This window comes from Haloarcula rara, from assembly GCF_029338235.1.
Taxonomy (GTDB): Archaea; Halobacteriota; Halobacteria; order Halobacteriales; family Haloarculaceae; genus Haloarcula; species Haloarcula rara.
The window spans coordinates 679,751-703,145 of the sequence record NZ_CP119785.1 but is presented as its reverse complement, the minus strand read 5'-3'; the positions used below and the strand labels follow the sequence as shown (position 1 = coordinate 703,145).

21 protein-coding genes and 3 pseudogenes are annotated in these 23,395 nt (G+C 67.5%); 12 read left to right on the top strand and 12 right to left on the bottom strand.

Annotation, left to right across the window (positions count from 1 at the left end; translation table 11 throughout):
• Window positions 1-449 precede the first annotated feature (449 nt).
• Window positions 450-1,784: a DEAD/DEAH box helicase gene (locus P1K32_RS03710; protein WP_276251370.1), complete on the top strand. Its 1,335-nt coding sequence runs from the start codon at window positions 450-452 to the stop codon at window positions 1,782-1,784.
• A 17-nt stretch (window positions 1,785-1,801) separates the two neighbouring features.
• Here the strand turns inward: P1K32_RS03710 and P1K32_RS03705 are convergent, their stop codons facing one another.
• Window positions 1,802-4,234 carry a type B DNA-directed DNA polymerase gene (locus P1K32_RS03705; RefSeq protein WP_276251369.1) on the bottom strand — a complete coding sequence of 811 codons (2,433 nt, stop codon included), beginning with the start codon at window positions 4,232-4,234 and terminating at the stop codon, window positions 1,802-1,804.
• A gap of 2 nt (window positions 4,235-4,236) precedes the next feature.
• Window positions 4,237-4,893, bottom strand: coding sequence for a P-loop NTPase family protein (locus P1K32_RS03700; protein ID WP_276251368.1), 657 nt, complete (start codon window positions 4,891-4,893; stop codon window positions 4,237-4,239).
• Window positions 4,894-5,033: 140 nt separating this feature from the next.
• Here P1K32_RS03700 and P1K32_RS03695 point away from each other — a divergent pair, with 140 nt between their 5' ends.
• From P1K32_RS03695 to P1K32_RS03685, 3 genes are all read left to right on the top strand, one after another.
• Window positions 5,034-5,471, top strand: a complete 438-nt coding sequence (locus P1K32_RS03695) for a hypothetical protein (RefSeq protein WP_276251367.1) — start codon at window positions 5,034-5,036, stop codon at window positions 5,469-5,471.
• A 179-nt stretch (window positions 5,472-5,650) separates the two neighbouring features.
• Window positions 5,651-7,195, top strand: coding sequence for a DUF790 family protein (locus tag P1K32_RS03690; RefSeq protein WP_276251366.1), 1,545 nt, complete (start codon window positions 5,651-5,653; stop codon window positions 7,193-7,195).
• Window positions 7,196-7,280: 85 nt separating this feature from the next.
• Window positions 7,281-7,490 carry a dodecin family protein gene (locus P1K32_RS03685; RefSeq protein ID WP_276251365.1) on the top strand — a complete coding sequence of 70 codons (210 nt, stop codon included), beginning with the start codon at window positions 7,281-7,283 and terminating at the stop codon, window positions 7,488-7,490.
• Window positions 7,491-7,503: 13 nt separating this feature from the next.
• Here P1K32_RS03685 and P1K32_RS03680 read toward each other — a convergent pair whose 3' ends face one another.
• Both P1K32_RS03680 and P1K32_RS03675 read right to left on the bottom strand, forming a co-directional pair.
• A complete protein-coding gene (locus P1K32_RS03680) occupies window positions 7,504-8,010 on the bottom strand; it encodes a DUF7122 family protein (RefSeq protein WP_276251364.1) in 507 nt (168 codons plus the stop codon).
• Window positions 8,007-8,915: an RsmB/NOP family class I SAM-dependent RNA methyltransferase gene (locus tag P1K32_RS03675; RefSeq protein WP_276251363.1), complete on the bottom strand. Its 909-nt coding sequence runs from the start codon at window positions 8,913-8,915 to the stop codon at window positions 8,007-8,009. The genes P1K32_RS03680 and P1K32_RS03675 overlap by 4 nt, the downstream gene beginning before the upstream one ends.
• A 443-nt stretch (window positions 8,916-9,358) precedes the next feature.
• Here P1K32_RS03675 and P1K32_RS03670 point away from each other — a divergent pair, with 443 nt between their 5' ends.
• From P1K32_RS03670 to P1K32_RS03650, 5 genes and pseudogenes are all read left to right on the top strand, one after another.
• The gene (locus tag P1K32_RS03670) at window positions 9,359-10,093 is read left to right on the top strand and encodes a proteasome assembly chaperone family protein (RefSeq protein WP_276251362.1); all 735 of its coding nucleotides are present in this window, start codon (window positions 9,359-9,361) and stop codon (window positions 10,091-10,093) included.
• Window positions 10,093-11,091, top strand: a complete 999-nt coding sequence (gene sppA, locus P1K32_RS03665) for a signal peptide peptidase SppA (RefSeq protein ID WP_276251361.1) — start codon at window positions 10,093-10,095, stop codon at window positions 11,089-11,091. Before P1K32_RS03670 ends, sppA begins: the two co-directional genes overlap by 1 nt.
• Window positions 11,092-11,166: 75 nt before the next feature.
• The gene (locus tag P1K32_RS03660; protein ID WP_276251360.1) at window positions 11,167-12,288 is read left to right on the top strand and encodes a DUF373 family protein; all 1,122 of its coding nucleotides are present in this window, start codon (window positions 11,167-11,169) and stop codon (window positions 12,286-12,288) included.
• Between the two features lie 146 nt (window positions 12,289-12,434).
• Window positions 12,435-13,149 (top strand): annotated as a pseudogene (locus P1K32_RS03655) (diphthine--ammonia ligase).
• Between the two features lie 122 nt (window positions 13,150-13,271).
• A pseudogene (locus P1K32_RS03650) lies at window positions 13,272-13,397 on the top strand (Dph6-related ATP pyrophosphatase); the annotation flags it as partial.
• A 21-nt stretch (window positions 13,398-13,418) separates the two neighbouring features.
• On the opposite strand, the pseudogene P1K32_RS03645 reads toward P1K32_RS03650, so the two are convergent.
• From P1K32_RS03645 to P1K32_RS03625, 5 genes and pseudogenes are all read right to left on the bottom strand, one after another.
• Window positions 13,419-13,529 (bottom strand): annotated as a pseudogene (locus tag P1K32_RS03645) (winged helix-turn-helix transcriptional regulator); the annotation flags it as partial.
• A gap of 27 nt (window positions 13,530-13,556) precedes the next feature.
• The gene (locus P1K32_RS03640; RefSeq protein WP_276251358.1) at window positions 13,557-13,778 is read right to left on the bottom strand and encodes a hypothetical protein; all 222 of its coding nucleotides are present in this window, start codon (window positions 13,776-13,778) and stop codon (window positions 13,557-13,559) included.
• A gap of 139 nt (window positions 13,779-13,917) precedes the next feature.
• Window positions 13,918-14,877: a nucleotidyltransferase family protein gene (locus P1K32_RS03635; protein WP_276251357.1), complete on the bottom strand. Its 960-nt coding sequence runs from the start codon at window positions 14,875-14,877 to the stop codon at window positions 13,918-13,920.
• Between the two features lie 163 nt (window positions 14,878-15,040).
• Complete coding sequence (gene mce / locus P1K32_RS03630) at window positions 15,041-15,430, bottom strand: methylmalonyl-CoA epimerase (protein ID WP_276251356.1); 390 nt, start codon at window positions 15,428-15,430, stop codon at window positions 15,041-15,043.
• Window positions 15,431-15,471: 41 nt separating this feature from the next.
• Complete coding sequence (locus P1K32_RS03625; RefSeq protein ID WP_276251355.1) at window positions 15,472-17,154, bottom strand: acyl-CoA mutase large subunit family protein; 1,683 nt, start codon at window positions 17,152-17,154, stop codon at window positions 15,472-15,474.
• Window positions 17,155-17,246: 92 nt separating this feature from the next.
• Between P1K32_RS03625 and P1K32_RS03620 the strand changes: the two genes are divergently transcribed.
• The gene (locus P1K32_RS03620; RefSeq protein WP_276251354.1) at window positions 17,247-18,365 is read left to right on the top strand and encodes a CobW family GTP-binding protein; all 1,119 of its coding nucleotides are present in this window, start codon (window positions 17,247-17,249) and stop codon (window positions 18,363-18,365) included.
• On the opposite strand, the gene P1K32_RS03615 is transcribed toward P1K32_RS03620, so the two are convergent.
• Together P1K32_RS03615 and P1K32_RS03610 are read right to left on the bottom strand one after the other, a co-directional pair.
• Complete coding sequence (locus tag P1K32_RS03615; RefSeq protein ID WP_276251353.1) at window positions 18,366-18,524, bottom strand: hypothetical protein; 159 nt, start codon at window positions 18,522-18,524, stop codon at window positions 18,366-18,368.
• A gap of 74 nt (window positions 18,525-18,598) precedes the next feature.
• Window positions 18,599-19,756, bottom strand: a complete 1,158-nt coding sequence (locus P1K32_RS03610; protein WP_276252159.1) for a glutathione-independent formaldehyde dehydrogenase — start codon at window positions 19,754-19,756, stop codon at window positions 18,599-18,601.
• A gap of 322 nt (window positions 19,757-20,078) precedes the next feature.
• Between P1K32_RS03610 and P1K32_RS03605 the strand changes: the two genes are divergently transcribed.
• Window positions 20,079-20,555, top strand: a complete 477-nt coding sequence (locus P1K32_RS03605; protein WP_276251352.1) for an FKBP-type peptidyl-prolyl cis-trans isomerase — start codon at window positions 20,079-20,081, stop codon at window positions 20,553-20,555.
• Window positions 20,556-20,573: 18 nt separating this feature from the next.
• Here the strand turns inward: P1K32_RS03605 and P1K32_RS03600 are convergent, their stop codons facing one another.
• Window positions 20,574-21,158: a GNAT family N-acetyltransferase gene (locus tag P1K32_RS03600; RefSeq protein ID WP_276251351.1), complete on the bottom strand. Its 585-nt coding sequence runs from the start codon at window positions 21,156-21,158 to the stop codon at window positions 20,574-20,576.
• 121 nt (window positions 21,159-21,279) lie between these two features.
• Between P1K32_RS03600 and P1K32_RS03595 the strand changes: the two genes are divergently transcribed.
• Entirely contained in the window at window positions 21,280-23,394 is a 2,115-nt protein-coding gene (locus tag P1K32_RS03595; RefSeq protein ID WP_276251350.1) for an AMP-binding protein, read from the top strand.
• The last annotated feature ends 1 nt before the right edge of the window (window position 23,395 follow it).

The window sequence follows — 23,395 nt, the reverse complement described above, 5'->3', positions numbered from 1 at the left end:
GTCATTACCTGCACCGTGGACGACCGTGCTGAGACAACTGACTGCACCGCGAACGGCCAGAAAGCCCCCGCGCTATCGACTCGCGCGCCTCGTTGCGCTCCTCGCCTCCCGTTGGTCGGCTCCGGTGCTTACGTCGTCGTGCTTCGTCGATAGCGCGGCCCCTTTCAGTCCCACCCGTGGCCGGTTGGACAAACAGCGTTGGGTGGAATGAAAGGGGCGGCAGGCTGGACGAAGGCGGGCGACGCAAGCACTGGACTGAGCGAACGCAGTGAGCGAGGGAAGCGCGCAGCGAGCCCCCGAGTCCAGCCTGCCGGGGCTTTCTGGCTGTTTGTAGCGCGGTTCGCACAGACTGCCGCCGAGACTTTCCGGCCGTTAGCAGTCTCCGTTCATCACACGCATACCGTTCCTAGCCGCGAAACCGTTAACGAGGGTCCCCGACAACTACGAGTGTGCTGGAGTTGACCTTCGAGGAGGGGACGGTTCGTCTCGCTGGAGACGTCCCCGCGGACCTGCCCGGCGTTGAGCGCGACGCCCGCTCGAAATCGGCGCGCGCGCCGGCGTACCGGCACGCCGAGCTGCTCGACACACTCGACCAGCGCGGGCTCGACTACGACGACCGCGTCCTCGACACCGCGCCGGTCGACCTCTCGACCACCTACGAACTCCGGGAGTACCAGCAGGCCGCCCTCGATAGCTGGCGCGACGCTGACGACCGGGGCTGTCTGGAGCTGCCGACCGGGAGCGGCAAGACGGTCATCGGTATCGCGGCGATGGTCGCACTCGGGACGCCGACGCTCGTCGTGGTCCCGACCATCGACCTGCTGGAGCAGTGGCAACGCGAGCTCGAAACGGAGTTCGCCCGTCCCATCGGCCGGCTGGGTGGGGGCGAACAGCGCGTCGAGGCCGTCACCGTCGCGACCTACGACTCGGCGTATCTGCGGGCCGACGAACTGGGCGACCGCTTCGGCCTCGTGGTCTTCGACGAGGTCCACCACCTCGGTGGCGAGGGGTACCGCGACATCGCCCGGCTGCTCGCGGCGCCCGCTCGGCTGGGACTCACCGCGACGTTCGAACGGCCCGACGGCGCCCACGAGGTCATCGAGGACCTCGTCGGGCCGCTGGTCCAGCGCGTCGCGGTCGACGAGCTGGCGGGCGAGCATCTGGCCGACTACGACATCAAGCGCATCGCGGTCGCCCTGACCGACGACGAGCGAGAACGCTACGAAGCGCACCAGGGCACCTTCACGGACTACCTCAAACAGTCGAACATTCAGCTCCGCTCGGGCAGCGACTACCAGGAACTGGTCAAGCGGTCGGGGACCGACCCGAAGGCCCGGGAGGCGCTGCTCGCCAAGCAGCGCGCCCGCGAGGTGATGATGAACGCCCAGCGGAAGGTCGAGCGGCTTGCCGATATCCTCGATACCCACCGCGAGGACCGCGTCATCGTCTTCACCGCCTACACCGACCTCGTCTATCGGCTCTCCGAGCGGTTCCTGCTCCCCGCTATCACCCACGAGACGGGGGCCAGCGAGCGCCGCGAGATTCTGGAACGGTTCCGGGACGGCACCTATTCGCGGGTCGTCACCGCCAACGTGCTCGACGAGGGCGTCGACGTCCCCGACGCCAACGTCGCCGTCGTGCTCTCGGGCAGCGGCTCCGAGCGGGAGTTCACCCAGCGGCTGGGCCGGATTCTCCGGCCGAAAGCCGACGGGTCGCGGGCGCTGCTGTACGAGCTCGTCACCGAGGAGACGGCAGAGGAGCGGGTCGCACGGCGGCGGCGGTAAGGCGCCGCACGCTCGCCCTACTCGAACGACGACAGCCGCGCGTCGCGGGTGTCCCGAAGGTGCCGCTCGATACGACCCCGGTCCCAGCCCAGCGGCGAGAGGACGCTCTCGGCCGCCCGGCACAGCAGGTCGGCGTAGAAGGACTCGTCGTACCCGTCGGCTTCGAACGGGAGCCGGACCCGCGCCCGGCTCCGTTTGTCGTTGTCGACGACGACGTACCGTATCGACTGGCCCGGCGCCCGGTCGATTCCGTGGTCGGCGTAGCGCTCCAGCGCTGCGACCGTCCGCGTCCGGCCCTGATAGTCGGCCAGCGGCTTCGACACCCGCTTGCGAACCACCAGCGCGTCGGGGTCGACCGCACCGCGGCGGAGCGTCGAGAGCTGCACCGAGAGCCGGTCGGCGACGGGTTCGGGCTCGCGATGGTCGTCGAGGGCCTCGACCAGGTCGCGCTGGGCGTCGGCGACGAATTCGGGTGTCGAGCGCTGGCGACACTCGATACCCCGGAATTTGTACTCGTCCCGGCCGGCGACCTTCCCGAAGTACTTCGTCAGCGCGCCCCGGCGCCCGTCGGCCGTCGGGACGAACGCGACCCACGCGAAGTCGTCCTCGTGTTCGAGCGGGATTCCCTGGTCCCTGGAAATCGCATTTGTCAGCGCCGACAGCGGCTCGCGGTCGTCGCGGGCGGGCGTCACCCACAGGCTGTCGACGATGCCGTGGAGCACCCGCCAGCCGCCGGTCTCCAGCGTGGCCTTGGCGTCGAGCAGCAGCTCGCGGGCGACGGCGTTGATGGCCTCGTGGACCTCGATGCGGCCGAACTTCGCGTTGGAGAAGCCCTGGTAGCCAAAGCAGGTGACGAGAATCCACTTCAGCGCCGATGCTCGCGATTCCAGCCGCGCCCGTTCGTCGGGGTCGTCAGTCGCGCGCATCCGTGCCTTGAGGTCGGCCCGGTCGTCGATGATAGGCTGGAGCACCGACGGGACGAAGCCGGGCTCGTCACAGACGCTGTAGCCCAGCGTCGGCACGTCGTCAGTGTCGTGACAGTCACAGCGGACGGTCTCGGGACTGAGATTGTGGACACACATGATGGCGGGGTACAGCGACGCGAAGTCTATCTCGACGACGTCCTCGTGGAGGCCGACACGGGGTTCGAAGGTGAACCCGCCCCGGTCGGCGTCGTGGAGCGTCCGCGCCGGCTTGAACGCCTCTCCCTCCCACGCCCGCCACGGGACGAGCACGCCCCGGTCGAACGCTTCGCGTATCTGTATCGCGGTGAAGACGCTCCCGATAGAAGCCCACGCCGTCTCCTGCAGCGGTTTCCAGGAGCGGTCCACGAGGTCCAGCAGGCCGGCGAGCCCACCTTCGTCCCACAGGAAGCTGTTCGAGCGGTCGACGACGGCCCGGCCGGGCACGTCGTAGCGCGCCGGCGAGTGGCCAACGCGGCCGTAGCTCTCGTACGTACTGTCGCCGGCCAGTCGCCGGTAGCCGGGTCGGCGACCAAGCTGGAGGGCGACCCCGCGGTCGGCCGCCCGCTCGGCCAGCAAGGGGACCAGCGCGGCGCTCGAGAGCACGAGCACGTCGGGGTCGCGCTCCCGAAGCCGGGCGGCGACCGCTTCGAGGACGGCCGTCTCGTCGTCGGCGAGAGGGTCGCCACCACACCTGAGTTCGGTCAGGTCGTCGTCGGCCACGGCCCGCTCGGACAGGGACAGCGCGAGCGTCCGGAGCGGCTCGGTCGGGACCGGCCGCGTGTCCGTCTCCAGGCAGTAGCGGAACTTCGGGGTGAGGTCGACGTTGAACAGCCGGAGCCGGCCGGGCGCCCACGCGTCGGGCTCGTGGACCGTCCGAATCTCGCGGGCCAGCGTCGACACCTCCGACGGGCGGTCCACGTCGACCCGGAGCACCGGCTCTGGCCCGTCGGCCCGGAGCGACCGGCGGCGTTCGACGGTCGCGGTCCGGACCACCTTCGGGTCGCTGTCGAGCCGGTCCCGGAGCCACTCCCGGGGCCGTCGGTCGGCGGCGACGAACAGCGACGGGGTGTAGTTCTCGTCGCGAGCGACGACGGCGTCGGGCCCGTCACGGGACCAGACGTACACGGCGTCGTCCGTTACGTCGACGGCGAAGACCACGCTACTCCCCTCGCTGTCCACCCGGCCCTCGCCGGCGCCCGTCGCCGCGTCGGCACCGTCCCCCGCCTCGACGGCCGCGCGGAGTCGCTCCAGCTCTTTGGCCTGCTCCCGGAGCCGCTCCTCGTGGGCCAGCAGCATCGAGAGCAGGACCAGGGTGTCGCGGTCGAGGTGGTTGGCGTAGCCCGCGGCGTCGGCGAAGGCCCGCGCGCCGTCGAACAGGCGGTCGAAGTCCGCCTGGTGGCGCCGCCGGAGCGCGCGCCGGTAGTCGTCGAATTCCCGCTCGTAGCCGTCGAGGAAGCCACGGTAGGTCGGGTTCGTCCGGCCCATGCTTACTCGACGGCCACCTCCCCGAGCGTGGCCGGCACCGTCTCGGCGGCGGCCGGTTCGCCGTCGACGGCGCCGTACAGGCCGACCCAGTAGGGGATAGTCGTCTGCCACCAGCCCCGGTGCCAGTACGCCGTCGTGTCGAACTCGTCGGTCTCGAAGGCGTAGCCCTGGCTCGTCCGGCGACACTCGATAACGTCGGCGGCGCGCTCGCGAATCGCCGCGCGGTGGGCGTCGGTCCCGTGTGGCGCACTCACGAGCACAGGGACCTCGAGGGCGTCGGCGAGGTCGGCAAGCAGCGTCAGCGACCCGTCGAACAGCCGCTCGGTCGCCGCCGCCGGGCCGTCGGCTGTCTCGTAGAGCGCGGCGAGGTTCGGCGCGACCACGAGCGCCGTCCGCGCGCTCGCCTCGCTCACGAGGTCCCGGACGAGCTGGTGGTGCTGGTGGGCCTGGAACGCCCGCGCGACGCGTATCCCGCGCAGGTCCCGGCGGCTTGCCGCCTCGTCCAGCAGTCCGTACGTCTCCGCCACGCCGCCGGCGTCGACCCAGAGGGTCTCGCCCTCGCGTTCGGCGCCGCGGACGAGCCGCTGCATCGCGGCCCGGTCGGGCTGCTCGACGAAGACGAGCCCAGCGTCGAGGGGCGGTGTCGTCGATTGTGTCATACTCGCCGGATAGCTGTGCTTGATATGTATAGGCCAGCCGTGTCCGCGGAGTGGAAGTGAAAGTGAAGTGTCCCAGTGACGGCCGACTCACAGCTGTCGCCGGCACCACAGCTATACAGCGTGGCCCGATAGTTGGATTCATGACAGATTCTGACGACACACCGGCGCTCGGCGAGACGGAGCTGTCGGCGCTACACGAGGCCGAACTCGGTGTCGAGTGGCTCCGGCGGGCCCACGGCAGCCTCGTCGAGGTCCACCACGCCACCGGACACGCGATGGACCACCTCCACGACGCCGAGACGATGCTGCGCGAGGCCGGCCACACCGACCTGGCCGACCAGTTACGCGAGGAACTGCTTCCCGTCGGCGCCATCGAGGACCGCTGGACCTACGACCTCCTGGAGACGTTCGAGTCCGGTATCCTCGAAGACGTGACCGGGTACGAGCGACAGGTCCGCGAGGAACTGGCCGACGGCGAACGACACATCACCGAACGGCGCCAGGAACAGGAGTGGAAGCGGCGAGCTAGCGAGGCCGACCGGCGGGAGGCCTCGAAAAACGAGCGAGGAACGGAGTGACCCGCGAGTAGTAGCGAGGGACCGAAGGAAGTGAGGTCCCTCGAAGCGGAACGGCGACCGATGCGGGACCGTCGGTCCCGCAGGCAGTCGGGCGGCAGCGCCGCCCGACGACGCAGGGAGCCGTAGGGCGAGCGAAGATTGACGGTCGTTTTTTGTGCCGCCGTCGCCCACTGTCGCCCGTGTTGACGAAAGAGCTCTTGCGGGTCTCACGGGCCGGCGGCGGCTACCACCCGCAGTTCGCCGACGAGGGCCACGAGCGGCTCGCGGCCCGGGTGCTTGGCGTCTACCAGGGCCACGTCGGGGAGTCCCGGGCGACACTCCAGCGGGCGCTGACCGAACTCGAACGGGAGGCCGACGACTTCAAGCTCGTCCGGGGGTTCGCGAAGCTCGTCGAGCGGGAGGCGACCGTCGAGACGCACGCCCCGATGCCACCCGAGCGAGCGCGCAAGCGGGTGTTCGAGGCCGCCGAAGCCGTGGGCGTGGTCACCGAGGCCGAACGGAGCGAGGCGCTGGCCCGGGCGGCCGACGGGCTCGGTATCGACGCCGAGGCCCTCGAATCGTCGCTGTACGCCGACCTCGAGGACCGACAGATTCTCATTGCGGTAGACGCTCGCTGGACGCCGAGCGAGCTGGTCGCGCAGTACAACCTCTCGCTCGCTCAGACGGCGCTGTTCGACGCCACCGAGGTCCGTGTGCGCTCGTCGGACCCCAAAGCCGTCGTGTCGGCGGTCAAGCGGCTCCGCCTGATGTACGAGATACGGACGACCCCAGAGGGCCGCGAGGTCGTCGTCACCGGCCCCGACGCCATCTTCTCGAACACGCGCCGATACGGGACCCGCTTTGCCCGGCTGTTGCGCACCGTCGCCGGGACGAGCGAGTGGACGCTGTCGGCGACCATCGACGACCGCGGGACCGAGCGGGAACTGCGTCTCACCGAGGCGGACGTCGCCGTGCCGGGTGTCGAGCCCGTCACCGACGTGACCTACGACAGCGGCGTCGAGGCCGACTTCGCCGCCCGCTTCGCGTCGCTGGGTCTGGACTGGGCGCTGATTCGCGAGCCCGAGCCCCTCGAGGCGGGCGCACACGTCGTCATCCCCGACTTCGCCTTCGACTGGCGACCGGGCGGCGACGGCGCGGTTCGCGACACCGCTAGCGGCGACACGGAACTGCGGGTCTTCTTCGAGGTGATGGGCTTCTGGACGCCCGAGTACGTCCAGAAGAAGCTCGACCGGCTGGCCGACGTCGACGACGTGACGATGCTCGTCGCCGTCGACGAGTCACTGGGCGTCGGCGAGCAGATCGAGGCCCGGGACCACCGCGCGATTCCCTACTCGGGGACGATTCGCGTCAAGGACATCCGAGACGCGTTACGACCGTACGAGGACGAACTCGTCGCGGAAAGCGCCGCTGACCTTCCCGCGGAACTCCGGCCCGACGCCGACGTGGTGGCGCTGTCTGCCCTCGCCAGCGACTACGGCGTCAGCGAGGACGCCATCGAGAACAAGTCCTTCCCTGACCACGACCGGGTCGGGCGCACGCTGGTTCGGCCCGCAGTGCTCTCGGACCTGGCCGACCGCATCGAGGCCGGTCAGTCCCTTTCGGCCGTCGAGGACATCGTAGAGGAGTACGGCATCGACGAGGACGGCGCCGTCCTCTCGCGGCTGGGCTACCGCATCGAGTGGGACGGGCTGAGCGGCGGCACGGTGCGCGAGCGGGCCGAGTAACCCGACACAACCGCGCGCGATATCCAGGTCCTACCGCGATAGCCGGGGCATAGTTAGGGCGCTATTGGCCCCCTGACCAACCGCTATGACTGCAGTCAAAATCGTCAAGATTCTCGGGACGTCGACGGAATCGTGGGAAGACGCGGCCCAGGAGGCCGTTCGCGAGGCCACCGAGACCATCGAGGACATCCACGGCGTCGAAGTAGAGAGCTGGACGGCCGATATCGAGGACGGCGAGATAACACAGTACAAGGCTACCGTCGAGGTCGCCTTCCTCATCCACCGGGGGCGGTGAGACCGGTCAGACCTCAGTTGTCCAGTTCCCGCCGGCGGCCCTTGGGTACCTGCGAGCGGAGTTCGCCGTAGACGTACAGCCCGACGCCGACCGGTTCCCGGCGGCCGGCCAGTTCGTGGGTGACGACGAGATACCCCCAGTCGCCGTCCCAGTCGAGCTCCTGGTCGTACCCCGCCACGAACGCCTCGGCCTCGCCCTCGGAGAGGTGGATGACACACTCGGTCGCGTGCTCGCCGAAGCGCTGGACGGCCTCAAGCGTCGGCTTCCAGTGTTCCTGGCGCGTCCTGAGAAACGTCATGCCCAGGGCCTCGACGTCGACCGGCGACGGCGGCTCGCCCCGGTAGAGCCAGAGTTTCCCCTTCCCGCGCTCCCAGAACGTGTAGTCCGCGAAGGTCTCCGGCGGGACGCCAAAGCGGTCGTCCCAGAACTCGAGCACTTCCTCGCGGGTCGCCCGCTCGGGGGCCTCGCGGTCGGCGTCGCTTTCCGGCAATCTGGTGAATTTCGTGCTGTCGTTGCTCATTGTGCGACCTCCAGTTTCGCACAGAAGAAGCCACCCGTGTCGTTGAAGTGCGGGTAGATGCGTTTGGCCAACCTGACGCTCGGGTCGTACTCGTCGTCCTGCCACTCGGTGACGCCCTCGCGGTGGTCGAGTGCGAGGTCGAAATCCACGAGCGCGCAGTCCTCACGTTCGAGGACGTAGTCCAGCACGGCCTCGTTCTCCTCCGGGGCGAACGTACAGGTGGAGTAGACGACGGTCCCGCCCGCTTTCGTGGCCTGGACGGCCCGCTCGAGGATGTCCCTCTGCACGCCCGAAATGCCCCGAACGTGGGACATCGACCACTCCTCGAAGGCGTCGGGGTTCTTGCGGATGGTCCCCTCACAGGAGCAGGGCACGTCGACCAGCGCCCGGTCGTACTCGGCCCCGCCGAAGGGCTTCAGCGAGTGGTTTCTGGCGTCCTCGTGGGTGACTGCGATCGATGTCGCGCCCAGCCGTTCGGTGTTGGTCCGCAGCGCCGAGATGCGCCCGAGGTTGTTGTCGGTCGCGACGACCTCGCCGCGGTCCTCTATGAGCGCCGCCAGCTGGGTCGCCTTGCTCCCCGGCGCGGCACAGGCGTCCCACACCCGCTCGCCGGGCTCTGGGGCGAGCACGGTGGCCGGCACCGCCGACACCTCCTCCTGGCCGTGAATCCAGCCGTGGAAGTACGGCCAGTTCGCCCCCGGCGAGGTCTCGGGGAGCACGAACAGCGCATCGTGCCAGTCGACCGGCTCGTACGCGACGCCGGCCTCGTCCAGGGCCGCCCGCACGTCCGCGACCGTGGCCTTGATGGTGTTGACCCGAATCGCCGACGGCAGCGGCCGCTCGCAGGCGGCCCGGAACGCCTCGAAGTCGTCGACGATGGCTCGGTACCGCTCCGGTGGTTGCATTGAACTGGGGTTTGCGAGGACGGTGTTTGTGCGTTTCGAAGCTAGGAACGGATGTGAGTGCTACTGATACGTGCTCGCGCACTCTGAACCGCCAGAAAGCCCCGACTGTCTCCGGTCGAGGGCCTCGCTGCGGTCCTCGGTCGCTACGCTCCCTGTGGTCCTTGCGTCGGCCGTCTTCCCGGAGACAGTCGCCCCTTTCAGTCCCGCCCGTAGCTGGTTGCCCAGCCGGCATGGGCGGGACTGAAAGTGGCGGCGGGCTGAACGAAGGCGGGCGACACAAGCACCGAGCGAGTGGAACGAGCGAGGCGCACAGCGATCCCCCCGAGTTCAGCCCGGCGGGGCTTTCCGGCGGTAGACAATCACGACCGCGTTCCCGAATCCAATCACAACAGCATTTGCTAGCAGCCATGCCTTTGAAGCGGCCAGCCAACCAAAATCAGCGTATGGCACACGTAGAGGTACATCGCGACGATATCGAACTCGACGCGCCGACACTCGTCGAGGGGCTGCCGGGGGTCGGGCTGGTCGGCAAGCTGGCGGCCGACCATCTTGTCGACGCCTTCGACATGGTCCACTACGGGACGGCCCGATGTGAGGGGCTGCCGGAGATCGCCGTCTATAGCGAGGACGACCCCGACGTCCGGAGCCCGGTGCGAATCTACGCAGACGCGGAGCGGGACCTGCTGGTGTTACAGAGCGACGCGCCGGTGTCGCCCGAGGCCGCCGAGGCCTTCTCGAGTTGCCTCGTCGAGTGGTTCGACGCCACCGACGTGACGCCGGTGTTCCTCAGCGGGATGCCGGCCGAGCGCAACGACCCACCGTCGCTGTACGGCATCGCGACGGGGGAGGGGGCGGCGCTGCTCTCCGAGGGCGACGTCCCGACCCCCACCGAGTCCGGCGCGATAACGGGCCCGACCGGCGCGCTCGTCCACGAGGCCCAGCGGGTCGGGCTCACCGGCGTCGGGCTCGTGGTCGAGGCCGACCCGCAGTTCCCGGACCCGGAGGCAGCGGGCGCGCTGCTGGAGGCGGGAATCGAGCCGCTCGCGGGGGTCGAGGTCGACACCGAGACGCTGGGCGAGCAGGCCGAGGAGATACGCCAGGCGAAGGCCCAGCTGGCCCAGCAGATGCAACAGGGCGGCGAGGAGTCCACCAGCGCGCGTCCCCTGGGGTTCCAGTGATGGCCGACGCCGATTCTGTCGTCCGGCTGGGCATCGTCCTCCTGGGAACGGCCGCTGCCGTCGTCGCCGGCGCGCTGGTCTTCGTCGTCTTCCCCACCAGCCTCACCGACCTGCTCGGGGTTCTGCTCGTGCTGGTGACGGGACTCGTCGGCGCGCGCATCGCGACCAGCCTCGCGGGGTCGCTCGCGCCGAGTCACAACGTCGCCGAGGTCGCTGTCGAGGGGCCGATAACGCGAGACGGCGGTAGCGGCGGTATCGCCAGCGCGCCGACGAGCCCCGGTGCGGACGACATCGTCGAGCAGATAGAGCGGGCCGACGACGACCGCGGCGCCGACGCGCTCTTGCTGAAGCTCAACACGCCGGGCGGACAGATCGTCCCCAGCGAGGACATCCGGCTGGCCGCCGAGGCGTTCGACGGGCCGACCGTCGCCTACGCCACGGACGTCTGTGCCAGCGGCGGCTACGACATCGCCGCGGGCTGTGAGGAGCTGTGGGCCCGCGAGGGCTCCATCGTCGGCTCCATCGGCGTCATCGGCTCGCGGGTCAACGCCAGCGACCTGGCCGACCGGATGGGCGTCTCCTACGAGCAGCTGACGGCCGGCGAGTACAAGGACGCCGGGACGCCGCTGAAGGAGTTCGACGAGGACGACCGCAAGTACCTCCAGGGGCTCATCGACGACTACTACGACCAGTTCGTCGAGACCGTCGCCGAAGGACGGGACCTGGACGAGGCGACGATTCGGGACACCGAAGCCCGCGTGTTCCTCGGCTCGGAGGCCCACGAGATGGGGCTCGTCGACGATATCGGCACCCGCGAGGACGTCGAGGACCGACTCGAATCCCAGCTGGGCGAACCAGTCACCGTCACGGAGTTCGAGCCCCAGCGCGGCCTCCGGTCGAAGATTCGCGCCGGTGCCCAGGCCGTCGCGTTCGCGCTCGGGGCCGGCCTCACGAGTGCCTTCGAAGGCGACGTCGACGGGCTCTCCTTTCGGCGGTAGGTGCAGCTTACGTGTGCGTGAAACTCCCGCACGGACCGCGAGGGTTTTTTATCCGCCGGGCCACTCTGGGCCACTGTGACAACGCTGGTGGTGTGTATCGACCGGGACAGTCCTGTGGCAGACAGGTGTCCGGTCGTGGGGCGGGCTGACGTCGAGTCGACGATAACGGAGACCGGTGTCGTCGACCCCGAGGACAGCCGCATCAACTGCCTGCTGGAGGGGTTGCGGGTGGCCGACGACCTCGAAGCGGAGGGCGACGACACCGTCGTCGCGGTCGTCGGCGGCGGCGGTGACGCCGTCGGGAGCGACCGCGAAATCGCCCGCCAGACGGAGTCGCTGGTCACCCAGTTCGACCCGGACTCGGCGGTGGTCGTGGTCGACAGCGCCGACGACGAACGGCTGGTCCCCATCATCGAGAGCCGCGTCCGCGTCGACGCCGTCGACCGCGTCGTCGTCCGGCAGGCCCGCGACATCGAGTCTACCTACTACTTGCTCAAGCAGTTCCTCGCCGACGAGGAGCTCCGACGGACCGTCCTCGTCCCGGTCGGTATCGCGCTACTGGCTCTGCCCCTGCTCCTCCAGTTCGTCGCGCCGACGACCGCGCTGGGCGCTATCGCCGCCGCCCTGGGCGTGTTCCTCATCTACAAGGGGCTGGGAATCGACGACTACCTCGCCCGGCTGCCGGGCCAGATACGCGAGGCGCTGTACTCCGGCCAGGTGTCCCTAGTCACCTACGTCGTCGCCGGCGGGCTCTCTATCGTCGGTATCTTCGCCGGGGCGCTGGAGATATCGCCGCCCGGGTCGACCGGCCTCTTCATCCTCGCGAACCAGTTCCTCTTCGAGAGTGTCCCCTGGCTGACCGCGGCGGCGCTTGCGGCCTCGCTGGGGCGGCTGCTCGACGAGCTCCTCCAGCGGGAGGGCCTCCGCAGCGCCTACGTGAACCTCCCCTTCGGCGCGGTCGCGGTCGGGCTGGTGGTGCGGGGCTTTTCGGCGTATTTCCTCGAACGGGCGGGCGTGTTCGGTCCCTTCCGCGTCCCGGCGATGGACTTCGGCGTCGTCGAGGTCAACGGCTTCACCATGGACCTGGGGACCCGGCTCGCGACGTTCATCCTCGCAGGCATCCTCGTCGCCGTCGTCGGCGTGCGCGTCGCGGCCTACGTCAGTGAGAACGACATCGAGGCAGAATTAGTTGAATAGGGAGAGTCCGAGCGACGCGAGGAATCTCCAGATGGAGCGAGACCTTCGGTCCCGCAGGCAGTCGGGTGGCTGTGCCGCCCGACGACGGGGAACGGAGTGACCCGTGAACAGACAGCGATTTACACGCGGCCCGGCTACGCGCTCCCATGACTGACGGCGTGTGGGTGTCGCTGTTCTCGGGCGGGAAAGACTCATCGTGGGCGCTGTATCGCGCGCTCGAGAACGACTACCCCGTCGAGCGACTGGTGACGGTCCACCCCGAAGGCGACTCCTACATGTACCACGTCCCGGCGACGCGCCTGGCCTCGCTGGCCGCCGAGAGCATCGGTATCGACCTCGTCGAGGTCGAGCCCGAGGACTTCGGCGCCGACGACGTGCCCGACTCGGGCGAGCAGGGCGACGCGGAACTCGAACCGCTGGAGGCAGCCCTGCGCGAGCTCGACGGCGAGGTCGGCGTCGCCGGCGTCACCGCCGGCGCCGTCGAGAGCGAGTACCAGACCAGCCGTATCGAGGCGATGGCCGAGCGCCTGGAGGCCAATCTCTTTGCCCCGCTGTGGCAGGAAGACCCCCCGCGACCTCGCCGACGCGATGCTCGATGCCGGCTTCGAGATTCGCATCATCCGCGTCGCGGCCTACGGCCTCGACGAGTCCTGGCTCGGGCGCACCCTCGACGCCGACGCCCTGGACGAACTCGAGGAGCTCAACGAGGAGTACGGCGTCCACCTCCTCGGCGAGGGCGGCGAGTTCGAGACGCTGGTCACTGATGGGCCACACATGGACCGGCGCATCGAGCTGGAGTACTCGACGGAGTGGGACGGGACGCGGGGGACACTGGTGGTCGAGGACGCGTGGCTGGAGTGAGTGCTATCCGGCGACGGAGTCGCCGGTTCACCGGTCGCGCTCCGCGCGACCGGCCTTTTTAGCGTAGATTTTTGCCGCGAGAGGTTCGCGCGGAGCGCGAACCCGAGCGGGGAAAAAGGTACGGTGGCGAGTTCGAGACGCTCGTGGTCGACGGGCCACACATGAACCAGCGCATCGAACTGGAGTACTCGACGGAGTGGAACGGGACGCGGGGGACCATCGTGGTCGAGGACGCGTGGCTGGAGTAACTCGAATCCGGTTCTTCGTCGTTAGCTGTGTCGTTCCTGCTCCCACTCCAGAACCGGCTTTAGCCGCTCGGACAGCTCCGCGCCGTCGTCGGTCAGTTCATACTCGACGCGGGGCGGAATCTCGTTCGACTGCGCGTCGTGTACGTCCATCGAGGAGACCTACGAACGCACCTGTCCGTACATCCACGTCTTCGAGGATGAGGCCGAATACGACTCGTGGACCGAGACGACCGACGCGGCGACGGCCCACTCCCCGTCGAGACCGGCGTCGCACTCGCCGGTGCGTTCGCCGAGCATCTGTTCGGCCCGGACAGCTGAAGTGGCCGAGCGCGGCCTCCGGGCCGCGCTGACGGGGAAGGGCAGGGCTGTCGCAGTGAGCATCCGGCGGCTACGCCGCCGGTTCACAGAACTCGCGCCCTCGGCGCGAGTTCTGCCTTTTTAGCGTAGATTTTTGCAAGGGGGGTTCCCACAGCGCGGCCGAGGGCCGCGCGAGGAAACCCCCCGCAGTAAAAAGGTACTACTACTGCACGCGGGTGTTCTGGCCAAGCAGCGAGCCGTCGAGGTCCTTGTCGTGGACGCTCGCCTCCTCGTCGATGACGGAGTTGGTGACGTCGGCGTCGACGATCGACGCGTCCTTGAACACCACTGTGTTCTCGACGGTGGAGTTCTTGATGGTCGCGCCCGAGAGCACGTGGACGTTGTCGCCGAGCTTGGAGTTCTCGACGGTGGCGTCGTCGGCGACTATCTGGCTGCCTTCGAGGGCAAACTCGACGGCTTCGAGATAACTGTCGGCCGTCCCGATGTCGTACCAGACGTCCTCGAAGCTGAACGGTCGCACGGAGCCCTGGTCGACGAGCCACTGGATGAACCAGCCAGGCTCGTCGGGGTTGTTGTCGCCGGCGAGGTACTCGTCGAAGCGGATAGCGTCGGCGGGGAAAGCATAGCAGGCGATGGAGACGAGCGTACTTTTGGGATTGTCGGGCTTCTCCTGGAAGTCGACGATTTCGTCGTCTTCGACCTGGATGAGACCGTAGGACTTTGCCTTCTCCAGATCGCCGACGTCGTAGGCGGCAAGCGTCGGGTCGTCGTAGCTCTTGAAGTGGTCGATGAACTCGCTGATGTCGAAGCCAAAGAGGTTGTCACCGGCGATGACCAGCAGGTCCTCGTCGCCGAGCCCTTCGCGCTCTACGAGCTGTGCCAGGGCCCCGACGACGCCGAACTTCTCGTCCTCGTCGCTGGTGTCCTCGACGGACATGCTTATCTTGTCGGTGCCACGCTCCTCGAAGTGTGTCTCGAACTCGTCTGCGAAGGCCTCGTTCGTGGAGATGAATATCTCGCTGATGCGCTCGTCGCCTTCCAGATCGTCGACGATGCCGTCGATCACGGTCGACTCGCCGACCGGCAGCAACATCTTGGGTCGGTGTCGAGTGATCGGCCACATTCGGGTTGCGTATCCCCCGGCAAGGACAATTGCCTTCATAATTCGACCCACACTTGCAACTGACAAGTTCTTTTCCCTCCGGCTGGTGGGTTGCCCCGTTCGACCGGTTCGCATGGCTCCGGCCGGGTCTGGCCCGACGGCCGGATAGTTCAACTCGCGTAACGATGTATGTTGGCATATGACACGCGCTGTCGTCGGACACTCAGTGCTCGACGAACTCCACGAGGACGCCACCGGTCGACCTCGGGTGACAGAACGCCACCTCGTGGCCCCACGCGCCGGCACGGGGCGACTCGTCGATGAGGTCGACGCCGGCCGCACGCGCATTCGCCAGTGCCCCATCGATGTCGTCGGTCGCCAGCGCGACGTGGTGCAGCCCCGGTCCGTGCCGGTCGAGATAGCTCGGGATGGCCCCCTCGATGTCGGGCAGCGGCTCGAGGAGTTCGAAGTAGCCGTTGCCCAGGTCCAGAAAGACGACGCGCAGACCGTCGAACGTCTCCTCGTGGGCGACCGGTGCGTCGAAGGCGGTCTCGTACAGGGCCGCGAGTCCGTCGGCGTCGTCGGTGGCGACGCCTGCGTGGTCGAACTGCATAGCGGGGGTTCGCCCGGCGCGGGTTTAGTTCCCGCCCCCGTTCACATCGACGAGCCGGGCTGGTACTCCCCGAAGACGTCCCGGAGCACGTCACACACCTCGCCGGTCGTCGCGTACGTCTTCACCGCGTCGACGATGTATGGCATGAGGTTTTCCTCGCCCTCGGCGGCCTCCCGCAGCGCGTCGAGGGCCGCCTCGACGGTCGCGTCGTCGCGCTCTTCGCGAACCTCGGCGACGCTCTCCTGCTGGGCGGCCTCGACGGCCTCGTCGACTTCCTCGATGTCCTGCTCGCCCTCCTCCTCGACCTCGAACTCGTTGACGCCGACGATGATGCGCTCGCCGGCCTCTTGTTCGCGCTGGCGCTCGAAGGCGACGTCCTGAATCTGGCGCTGGACCCACTGGTTCTCGATGGCCCGGCGCATGCCGCCGCGTTCGTCCACGTCCTCGATTATCTCGCGGGCCTCCGCCTCCAGTTCGTCGGTCAGGGACTCGACGTAGTAGCTGCCCGCGAGCGGGTCGATGGTGTCGGCAGCGCCCGATTCGTGGGCCAGAATCTGCTGGGTCCGCAGGGCGGTCCGGACGGACTCCTCGGTCGGCAGGCCGATGGCCTCGTCCTTGCCGTTGGTGTGCAGGCTCTGGGTCCCACCGAGGACTGCCGCGAGCGCCTGGTAGGCAACCCGGACGACGTTGTTCTCTATCTGCTGGGCGGTCAGCGTCGAGCCGGCTGTCTGGGTGTGGAACTTGAGCTGTTTGGACTTGGGATTCTCGGCGTCGAAGCGCTCGTCCATCAGCTTCGCCCACAGTCGACGAGCGGCCCGGAACTTCGCGACCTCCTCTAAGATGTTGTTGTACGAGGTGAAGAAAAAGGATAGCTGTGGGGCGAAGTCGTCGACGTCCAGCCCGGCCTCGATGGCGGCCTCGACGTACTCGATACCGTTCCCGAGGGTAAAGGCGATCTCCTGGGCGGCCGTCGAGCCGGCCTCGCGGATGTGGTACCCCGAGATTGAGATTGTGTTGAAGTTCGGCGTCTCTGCGGCGCAGAACTCGAAGATATCGGTGATGAGACGCATCGACGGTTCCGGCGGGTATATGAACGTGTTGCGGGCGATGTACTCCTTGAGCACGTCGTTCTGGATAGTGCCCCGCAACTCCTCTCGGGCGACCCCCTGGATGTCGCCGACGGCGATGTACATCGCCAGCAGGACGGCCGCGGGCGCGTTGATGGTCATCGACGTCGAGACCTCCGAAAGCGGGATGCCCTCGAAGACGGTCTCCATGTCCGCGAGCGAGTCGATGGCCACGCCGGTCTTGCCCACCTCGCCCGCGGCCATCGCGTCGTCGGAGTCATAGCCCATCTGTGTCGGCAGGTCAAAGGCCATCGAGAGGCCGGTCTGGCCCTCGTCTAATAGATAGTTGAACCGCTCGTTGGTCTCGGTCGCGGTCCCCATCCCGGCGTACTGGCGCATCGTCCAGAGCCGGCCGCGATACCCGGTCGAGTAGACGCCGCGAGTGTAGGGCTCCCGACCGGGGAAGCCCAGGTCCTCGCCGTAGTCCAGGTCGGCCACGTCCGCGGGCGTGTAGAGGCGGTCTACCTCCTGCCCCTCCGTGTCCGTCGTGAACCGTTCCTCCCGTTCGCCGAACCGGTCGACGGTCGGCTGGACATCCTCTTTCTCCCACTCGGCTTTCGCCTCGCGGATCTCGTCCAGCTCCTCGGGGTCGAACATGGGAAACGTGTCGGCCGGCCCGGGCTTAAGCGTTCGCGCCGTCCCGGTTTTCTCCGAGGATTCATTACGGCGTGACGCCCTATCGTCATGAAATGTCAATAGAACAAGTAGTTCCGATTACGGTTGTCAGCGGGCCCCTCGGCGCGGGCAAGACGACGCTCGTCAACCGACTGCTGGCGGACCCCGGGGACCGTCGCATCGCCGTCGTCGTCAACGATATGGGAGAGATAAACGTCGACGCGGAGCTGCTCGCCGACCAGAGCGAGGACGGTATCGTCGACCTCTCGAACGGGTGTATCTGCTGTCGACTGCAGGACGACCTCGTGACCGAAATCACCCGGCTGGCCGAGGAGCGCGCGTTCGACTATCTCGTGGTCGAGGCCTCGGGCATCAGCGAACCGATACCCATCGCCCGCACGCTGACCGTCGGGACCGACGAGACCCGTCTCCCCGAGCGGTTCACGCTTGATACGACCGTCTCCGTCGTGGACGCCTACGGCTTCTGGAAGGCGTTCGACCCAGACGAGTCGCTCCCCGACGGCGCGCCCGACCCACAGCGACCGCTGACGGCGGTGCTGGTCGACCAGATAGAGTTCTGTGACGTGCTGGTGCTGAACAAGTGCGATATGGTCCCCGAGGAGGCGCTCGACGGCGTCGAGGCGGCCATCCGCGAACTCCAGCCGCGCGCGAGGATACACCGGACGACCTACAGCGAGGTCGACCCCGACACGGTGCTTGCCACCGGGCGGTTCGACTTCGAGACGGCCCGGCGGCGGCAGGGGTGGAAAGAGACCCTCGCGGGAGCGAAAAGTGGTTCGGCCGCTCATGACGCAGATGGCCACGACCATCGCGACCTGTCCGCGGCCGACGCCCACGGCGTCGAGTCCGTCGTCTACCGAAGCGAGGCGCCGTTCCACCCCGACCGCTTCGACGCGTGGCTCGACGACTGGGACGGCGACGTCGTCCGGGCGAAGGGGTTCGTCTGGGTCGCGAGTCGCCCCGACACCGTGCTGGGCGTGAGTCAGGCCGGTCCGGCAGTACAGGCCGGGCCCATCGGCGAGTGGGGCGCGGACGAGCCCGAAACGCGGTTCGTCGTTATCGGTCACGAGCTCGACGGTCCGGCGCTCACCGGCGAGCTAGACGCCTGTCTCGTGGACGAGGGCGAGGAAATTCCGGCGGTCGACGCGGACCCCTTCCCGAGAGACAGGTAATCACGCGCCGTAGCCGACTTCCTCGCGGAGTTCGTCCCACTCCCCGTGGAAGCCGTAGGTCGACTCCGAGGTGGCTCCCATCGCCTGCTGGTAGACGTCGTCGTAGGCCAGCAGCGCGCTCCACTCGTCGTGGAACCGATAGCTACAGTACTGACACATAGCCGTACGTATCAGCCAGACAACTATAGGGCTGGCGCCGAAACCGCGGCGAGAGCCCGCCGTCGGCGGCGCTCTCAGGGTTCGAGGAGAACCTTGGTGACGCCCTCCTCGCGCTCGTCGAACTGCTCGTACATCTCTGGCGCTTCTTCGAGGTCCACGCGGTGAGAGACGACCCAGCTCGGGTCGGCTCGCCCCTCGATGATGAGGTCGCGGAGCTCGCGGTTGTAGGACTTGACGTTACACTGCCCGGTGCCGAGCTTCTGGCCCTTCTCGAACAGGAGGCCGAAGTCGATGCCGAGGCGGCCCTGGGCGGCCATCTCGTCGGGCGCACCGGGGTCTTCGGGGACGTACAGGCCGGGGATTCCGAGCTCCCCAGTCGGGCGGACGGTCCGGATGAGGTCGTTGAGGACGACCGCTGGATTCTCGCGGGCGGGGTCGTAGGCCTCGTCGCCCTCCTTCTCGGGGTCGATGGCCTGATAGCCGACGGCGTCGACGCCTTTGTCAACCGCGCCGCCGTGTTCGTCTTTAATCTGCTCGACAGGGTCGCCATCCTCGAAGTTGATGGCCGTCGCGTCACAGTGCTCCTCGGCGAGTTCGAGGCGGCTCGGAACGCGGTCGACCGTGTAGATCTCGGCCGCGCCTTTGATTTTCGCGCTGTAGGCGGCCATCAGGCCGACCGGGCCCGCGCCGTAGATGGCGACGGAGTCGCCGGGCTCTAAGTTGGCGAGTTCCGTCCCGTGCCACCCCGTCGGGAAGATGTCCGCGAGCAGGGAGAAGGCGTCCTCGTGTTGGTCGCCCTCGGGCAGCTGTAAGGCGTTGAAGTCCGCGTACGGGATGCGGAGCTTCTCGGCTTGCCCGCCTTTGTACGGTCCCATCGCCACGTAGCCGTAGGCGCCGCCAGCGAAGCCCGGGTTGACGTTGGTACAGAAGCCCGTGTAGCCGTCCTCGCAGTTCTCACAGTGGCCGCAGGCGACGTTGAACGGGGCGACCACGCGGTCGCCCTCTTCGAGGGTGGTGACGGCGTCACCGACCTCGGTGACGATACCCATGTTCTCGTGCCCGAAGACGATGCCCGGCTCTGCGGCCGTCCGTCCCTCGTACATGTGGAGGTCGGACCCACAGATACAGGACGTCGTGATGTCGATGAGTACGTCGTTCGGGTGTTCTATCTCCGGCTCCTCTACTTCTTCGACCGCTACTTCGTGTGGCCCCTGATAGACCACGGCGTCCATTGACATTTTGTTGACACACCGTCCTGACAGTCTCCGCGAATGTACAAAAAGATAGTGTACAATACGGCAATCGCCGAGCGGTAAGATGGCTGTTCTTTTGATGATAGCGAGGTATGATACAACTATGGGCAGTAATACGTTCGTAACTGGTTCTTTCGACACTTCTCAGACGGAACTGAGTGGTGGGTGACACGAGCGACCGTCGGCGTCAGTTCGGTCCATAGGTTCTCGGCCGTAACATTAAATGGCCGACACGACGGCGCGCGATGACCACAGCCGCCGAGAGTTGGGTTTAAATCACTCCTCGCCCGAACCAACTGATATGCCAATCGAACGCGGGGACGGGGTAACTATCCATTACGTCGGACGGTTCGAGGACGGGAGCCTCTTTGACACCTCTCGACAGGAGGTTGCTCGACACGAGGACCTCATCACGGCCCAGGGCGTCCAGCCGGCCGATTACGCGCCGCTTTCCTTTACCGTCGGCCGCGGCGACATCATCGAGGGCATCGAGGAGGTCCTCGTCGGGATGGAAGTGGGCGAGGAGAAGACCATCGAGGTCCCGCCCGAGAAGGCCTACGGCGAGTTCGAGGACGAGAAAGTCCGCGAGTACGACCCCGAGGCGTTCGAGGAGATGGTCGGCTCGGAGCCGGAGGTCGGCCTCCACGTCGAGGCGAAAAACGAACTCCACGGCGACGTGACCGCGGTGCGTGAGGACGCCGTCGAGGTCGATTTCAACCACGAACTCGCCGGGCGCACCCTCGTCTTCGACATCGAAATCATCGACGTCCGAAAATAGCGGCCGCTCGACCCGGTGTCACCGCCCTGTATCGTACTTGTAGGTCGCCTCATCGGGGTCGATACCGAAGTCCTCGGCGGTGTCTTCGGGTTCGGGCTCGGCTTCGTGGGCCGAGGCGTTCTTGAACCGCTCGCGGAACCGGGGCGGGACCGAAAAGTCGTCGTGGGCCACCCGGAGCGGGGCGGCGTCGGGCTGGATGTTCTCGCGTTTCTCTTCGAGGCGGTCCTGCAGCCGGGGCGGCAGCTCGTCGACGGCGATAGGCTCGAACCCGAACTGTGTGAGATAGCGGTCGGCGCTCGTCAGCGAGTACACCACGTCGAACCCCTCGTCGGCGGCGTACTCGACGAGGCGCTCGATGACGTGGGCACCGACGCCCTGGTCGCGCCACTCCGGGAGGACGCCGATGCTCGTGAGTTCGCAGATGGGGTCGCCATCGTCGGGTTTGTGGATTCGGATGCGTCCGAAGCCGGCCTTCCGGTCGTCGTGCTCGTCGATGGCGATGACGTAGTCGCGGGAACGGAAGTTCGTCTCGTCCAGTCCCATCTCCTCGATGTGGTCCAGTAGCCAGACCTCCTCTCGGTTTTTCGCATCCCGGACGTACATAACCGGACCTTGGCCGTCCCCGTGCAAAAGGGTTTCCGGGGCCCGAAGGCAGTGACTGCGCGTGCGTTCGGGCCGCCACAGCCGGGCAATTACTTAGTCGTGTGTCACGCATTCGCATACTATGGCCCCGGAGTCACTCGAAGAGCTGGACCGCGTCGTCCACGAGCCCACACGGGCGTTCGTCGAATCGACCAACGTCTGGCAGTTCATGCAAACGTACGGCATCGAGGACTACGAGGAGCTGATACGCCGGACGACGACCGATATCGACGGCGTCCCCGAGAGCGGCGTCGACTGGTTCTGGGACGAACTCGTCGACTACCTCCACGTCGAGTTTTTCGAGGACTACGACGCGGTCCGGGAGACCGAGACGCGGTCCGTCGAGACTGCGAGCGGCGAGCGGGAGACGTTCGACGGCCCGCAGTTCACGAACTGGTATCCCGGCGGGGAGCTGAACGCGGCCCACAACGCCGTTTCACGCCACGCCGCGCCCGACACCGACGTGCGCAATCAGGTCGCGCTCATCTGGGAGGGCGAACCCGGCGACGTCCGCCAGGTCACCTATCACGACCTCCACGAGGAGAGCAACCGGGTCGCCAACTACCTGGAATCGGTCGGCGTCGAGACGGGCGACACCGTCGGCCTCTACATGCCGATGGTGCCCGAGGTGGCCAGCATCTTCTATGGCTGTCTGAAGGCCGGGGCCATCGTCGTCCCCATCTTCTCGGGCTTTGGCGTCGACGCGACGGCCACCCGCCTCGCGGACGCGGACTGCTCGGTGCTGTTCACCGGCGACGGCTTCTATCGCCGTGGGTCGACAGTCGAGCTGAAGGAGGTCGCCGACGAGGCCATTGAGCAGGCCCGCGAGCGGGTCGGCGACGGCGTCGAGCACACGGTCGTGTACGACCGGATTAGCGAGGCACGGTGTGCCTCGGACACGCGAGCGGAGAGCGACGCGAGCCGTGAGCGGGACGACCCGGCGGCGTCCCTGGCCTGGACCGACCGCGACGAGTGGTGGAACGAGGCCATCGCCTCCCAGTCCGACAGCTACGAGGCCAAGTCCCTCCCGAGCGACCAGGAATCGATGCTGCTGTACTCCTCGGGGACCACCGGCGAACCGAAGGGCATCGTCCACACGCACGCGGGGGCGCTCGTGCAGGCGGCCAAGGAGATCTACTTCGGCTTCGACCACAAGCCGGGCGACCGCTTTTTCTGGGTCAGCGACATCGGCTGGATGATGGGGCCCTGGACGCTGCTTGGCAACCACGCGCTGGGCGGGGCTATCTTCATGTACGAGGGCGCGCCGGACTACCCGGACCCGGACCGCTTCTGGGCGATGATAGACCGCCACGACCTGACCGTCTTCGGCGTCTCGCCGACGGCGATTCGCGCGCTGCGAAAGCAGGGCGAGGAGTGGCTGGAAGGCCACGATCTGTCCTCGCTGCGCCTCCTGGGGTCGACCGGCGAGCCGTGGGACCCCGAGAGCTGGCAGTGGTTCTACGACAACGTGGGCAACGGGAACTGTCCAATCATCAACATCTCCGGCGGCACCGAAATCATGGGCTGTTTTCTCATGCCGATGCCCATCCAGGAGCTCAAACCCTGCACGCTCGGCGGGCCGGGGCTGGGAATGGATATCGATATCGTCGACGAGGACGGCGACTCCATCGCCGACACGGGTGAACGCGGCTATCTCGTCGCCCGCGACTCCTGTCCGTCGATGAGCAAATCGCTGTGGCGCGGCGACGAGCGCTACGTCGAGGAGTACTGGTCCCGATGGGCGGACCTGTGGAACCACGGCGACTGGGCCCAGAAAGGGGAGGACGGGCTCTGGTTCCTGCACGGTCGAGCCGACGACGCGCTCAACGTCGCCGGACGGAAGGTCGGGCCCGCGGAGGTCGAGGGGGCGGCGATGGACCACCCTGCGGTCAACCAGGCCGCCGCTGTCGGCGTCCCCGACGACACCACTGGGACCGCCGTGGTGCTGTACGCCGTCCTCGAACCGGCGACGGAACCGACCGACGACCTGCGTGACAGCATTACCTGGACCGTCGGCGAGGAACTCGGCAAGCCGTTCCGGCCCCGGGAGGTCCTGTTCGTGGACGCGTTCCCGAAGACCCAGAGCGGGAAGATACTCCGGCGGGCCATCGGCGCGGTGTATCGGGGGGAGGACCTCGGGGATATGTCCAGCATCGAGAACCCGGCGGCGCTGGAGGCAATCGAGGACGCCCGGTAGC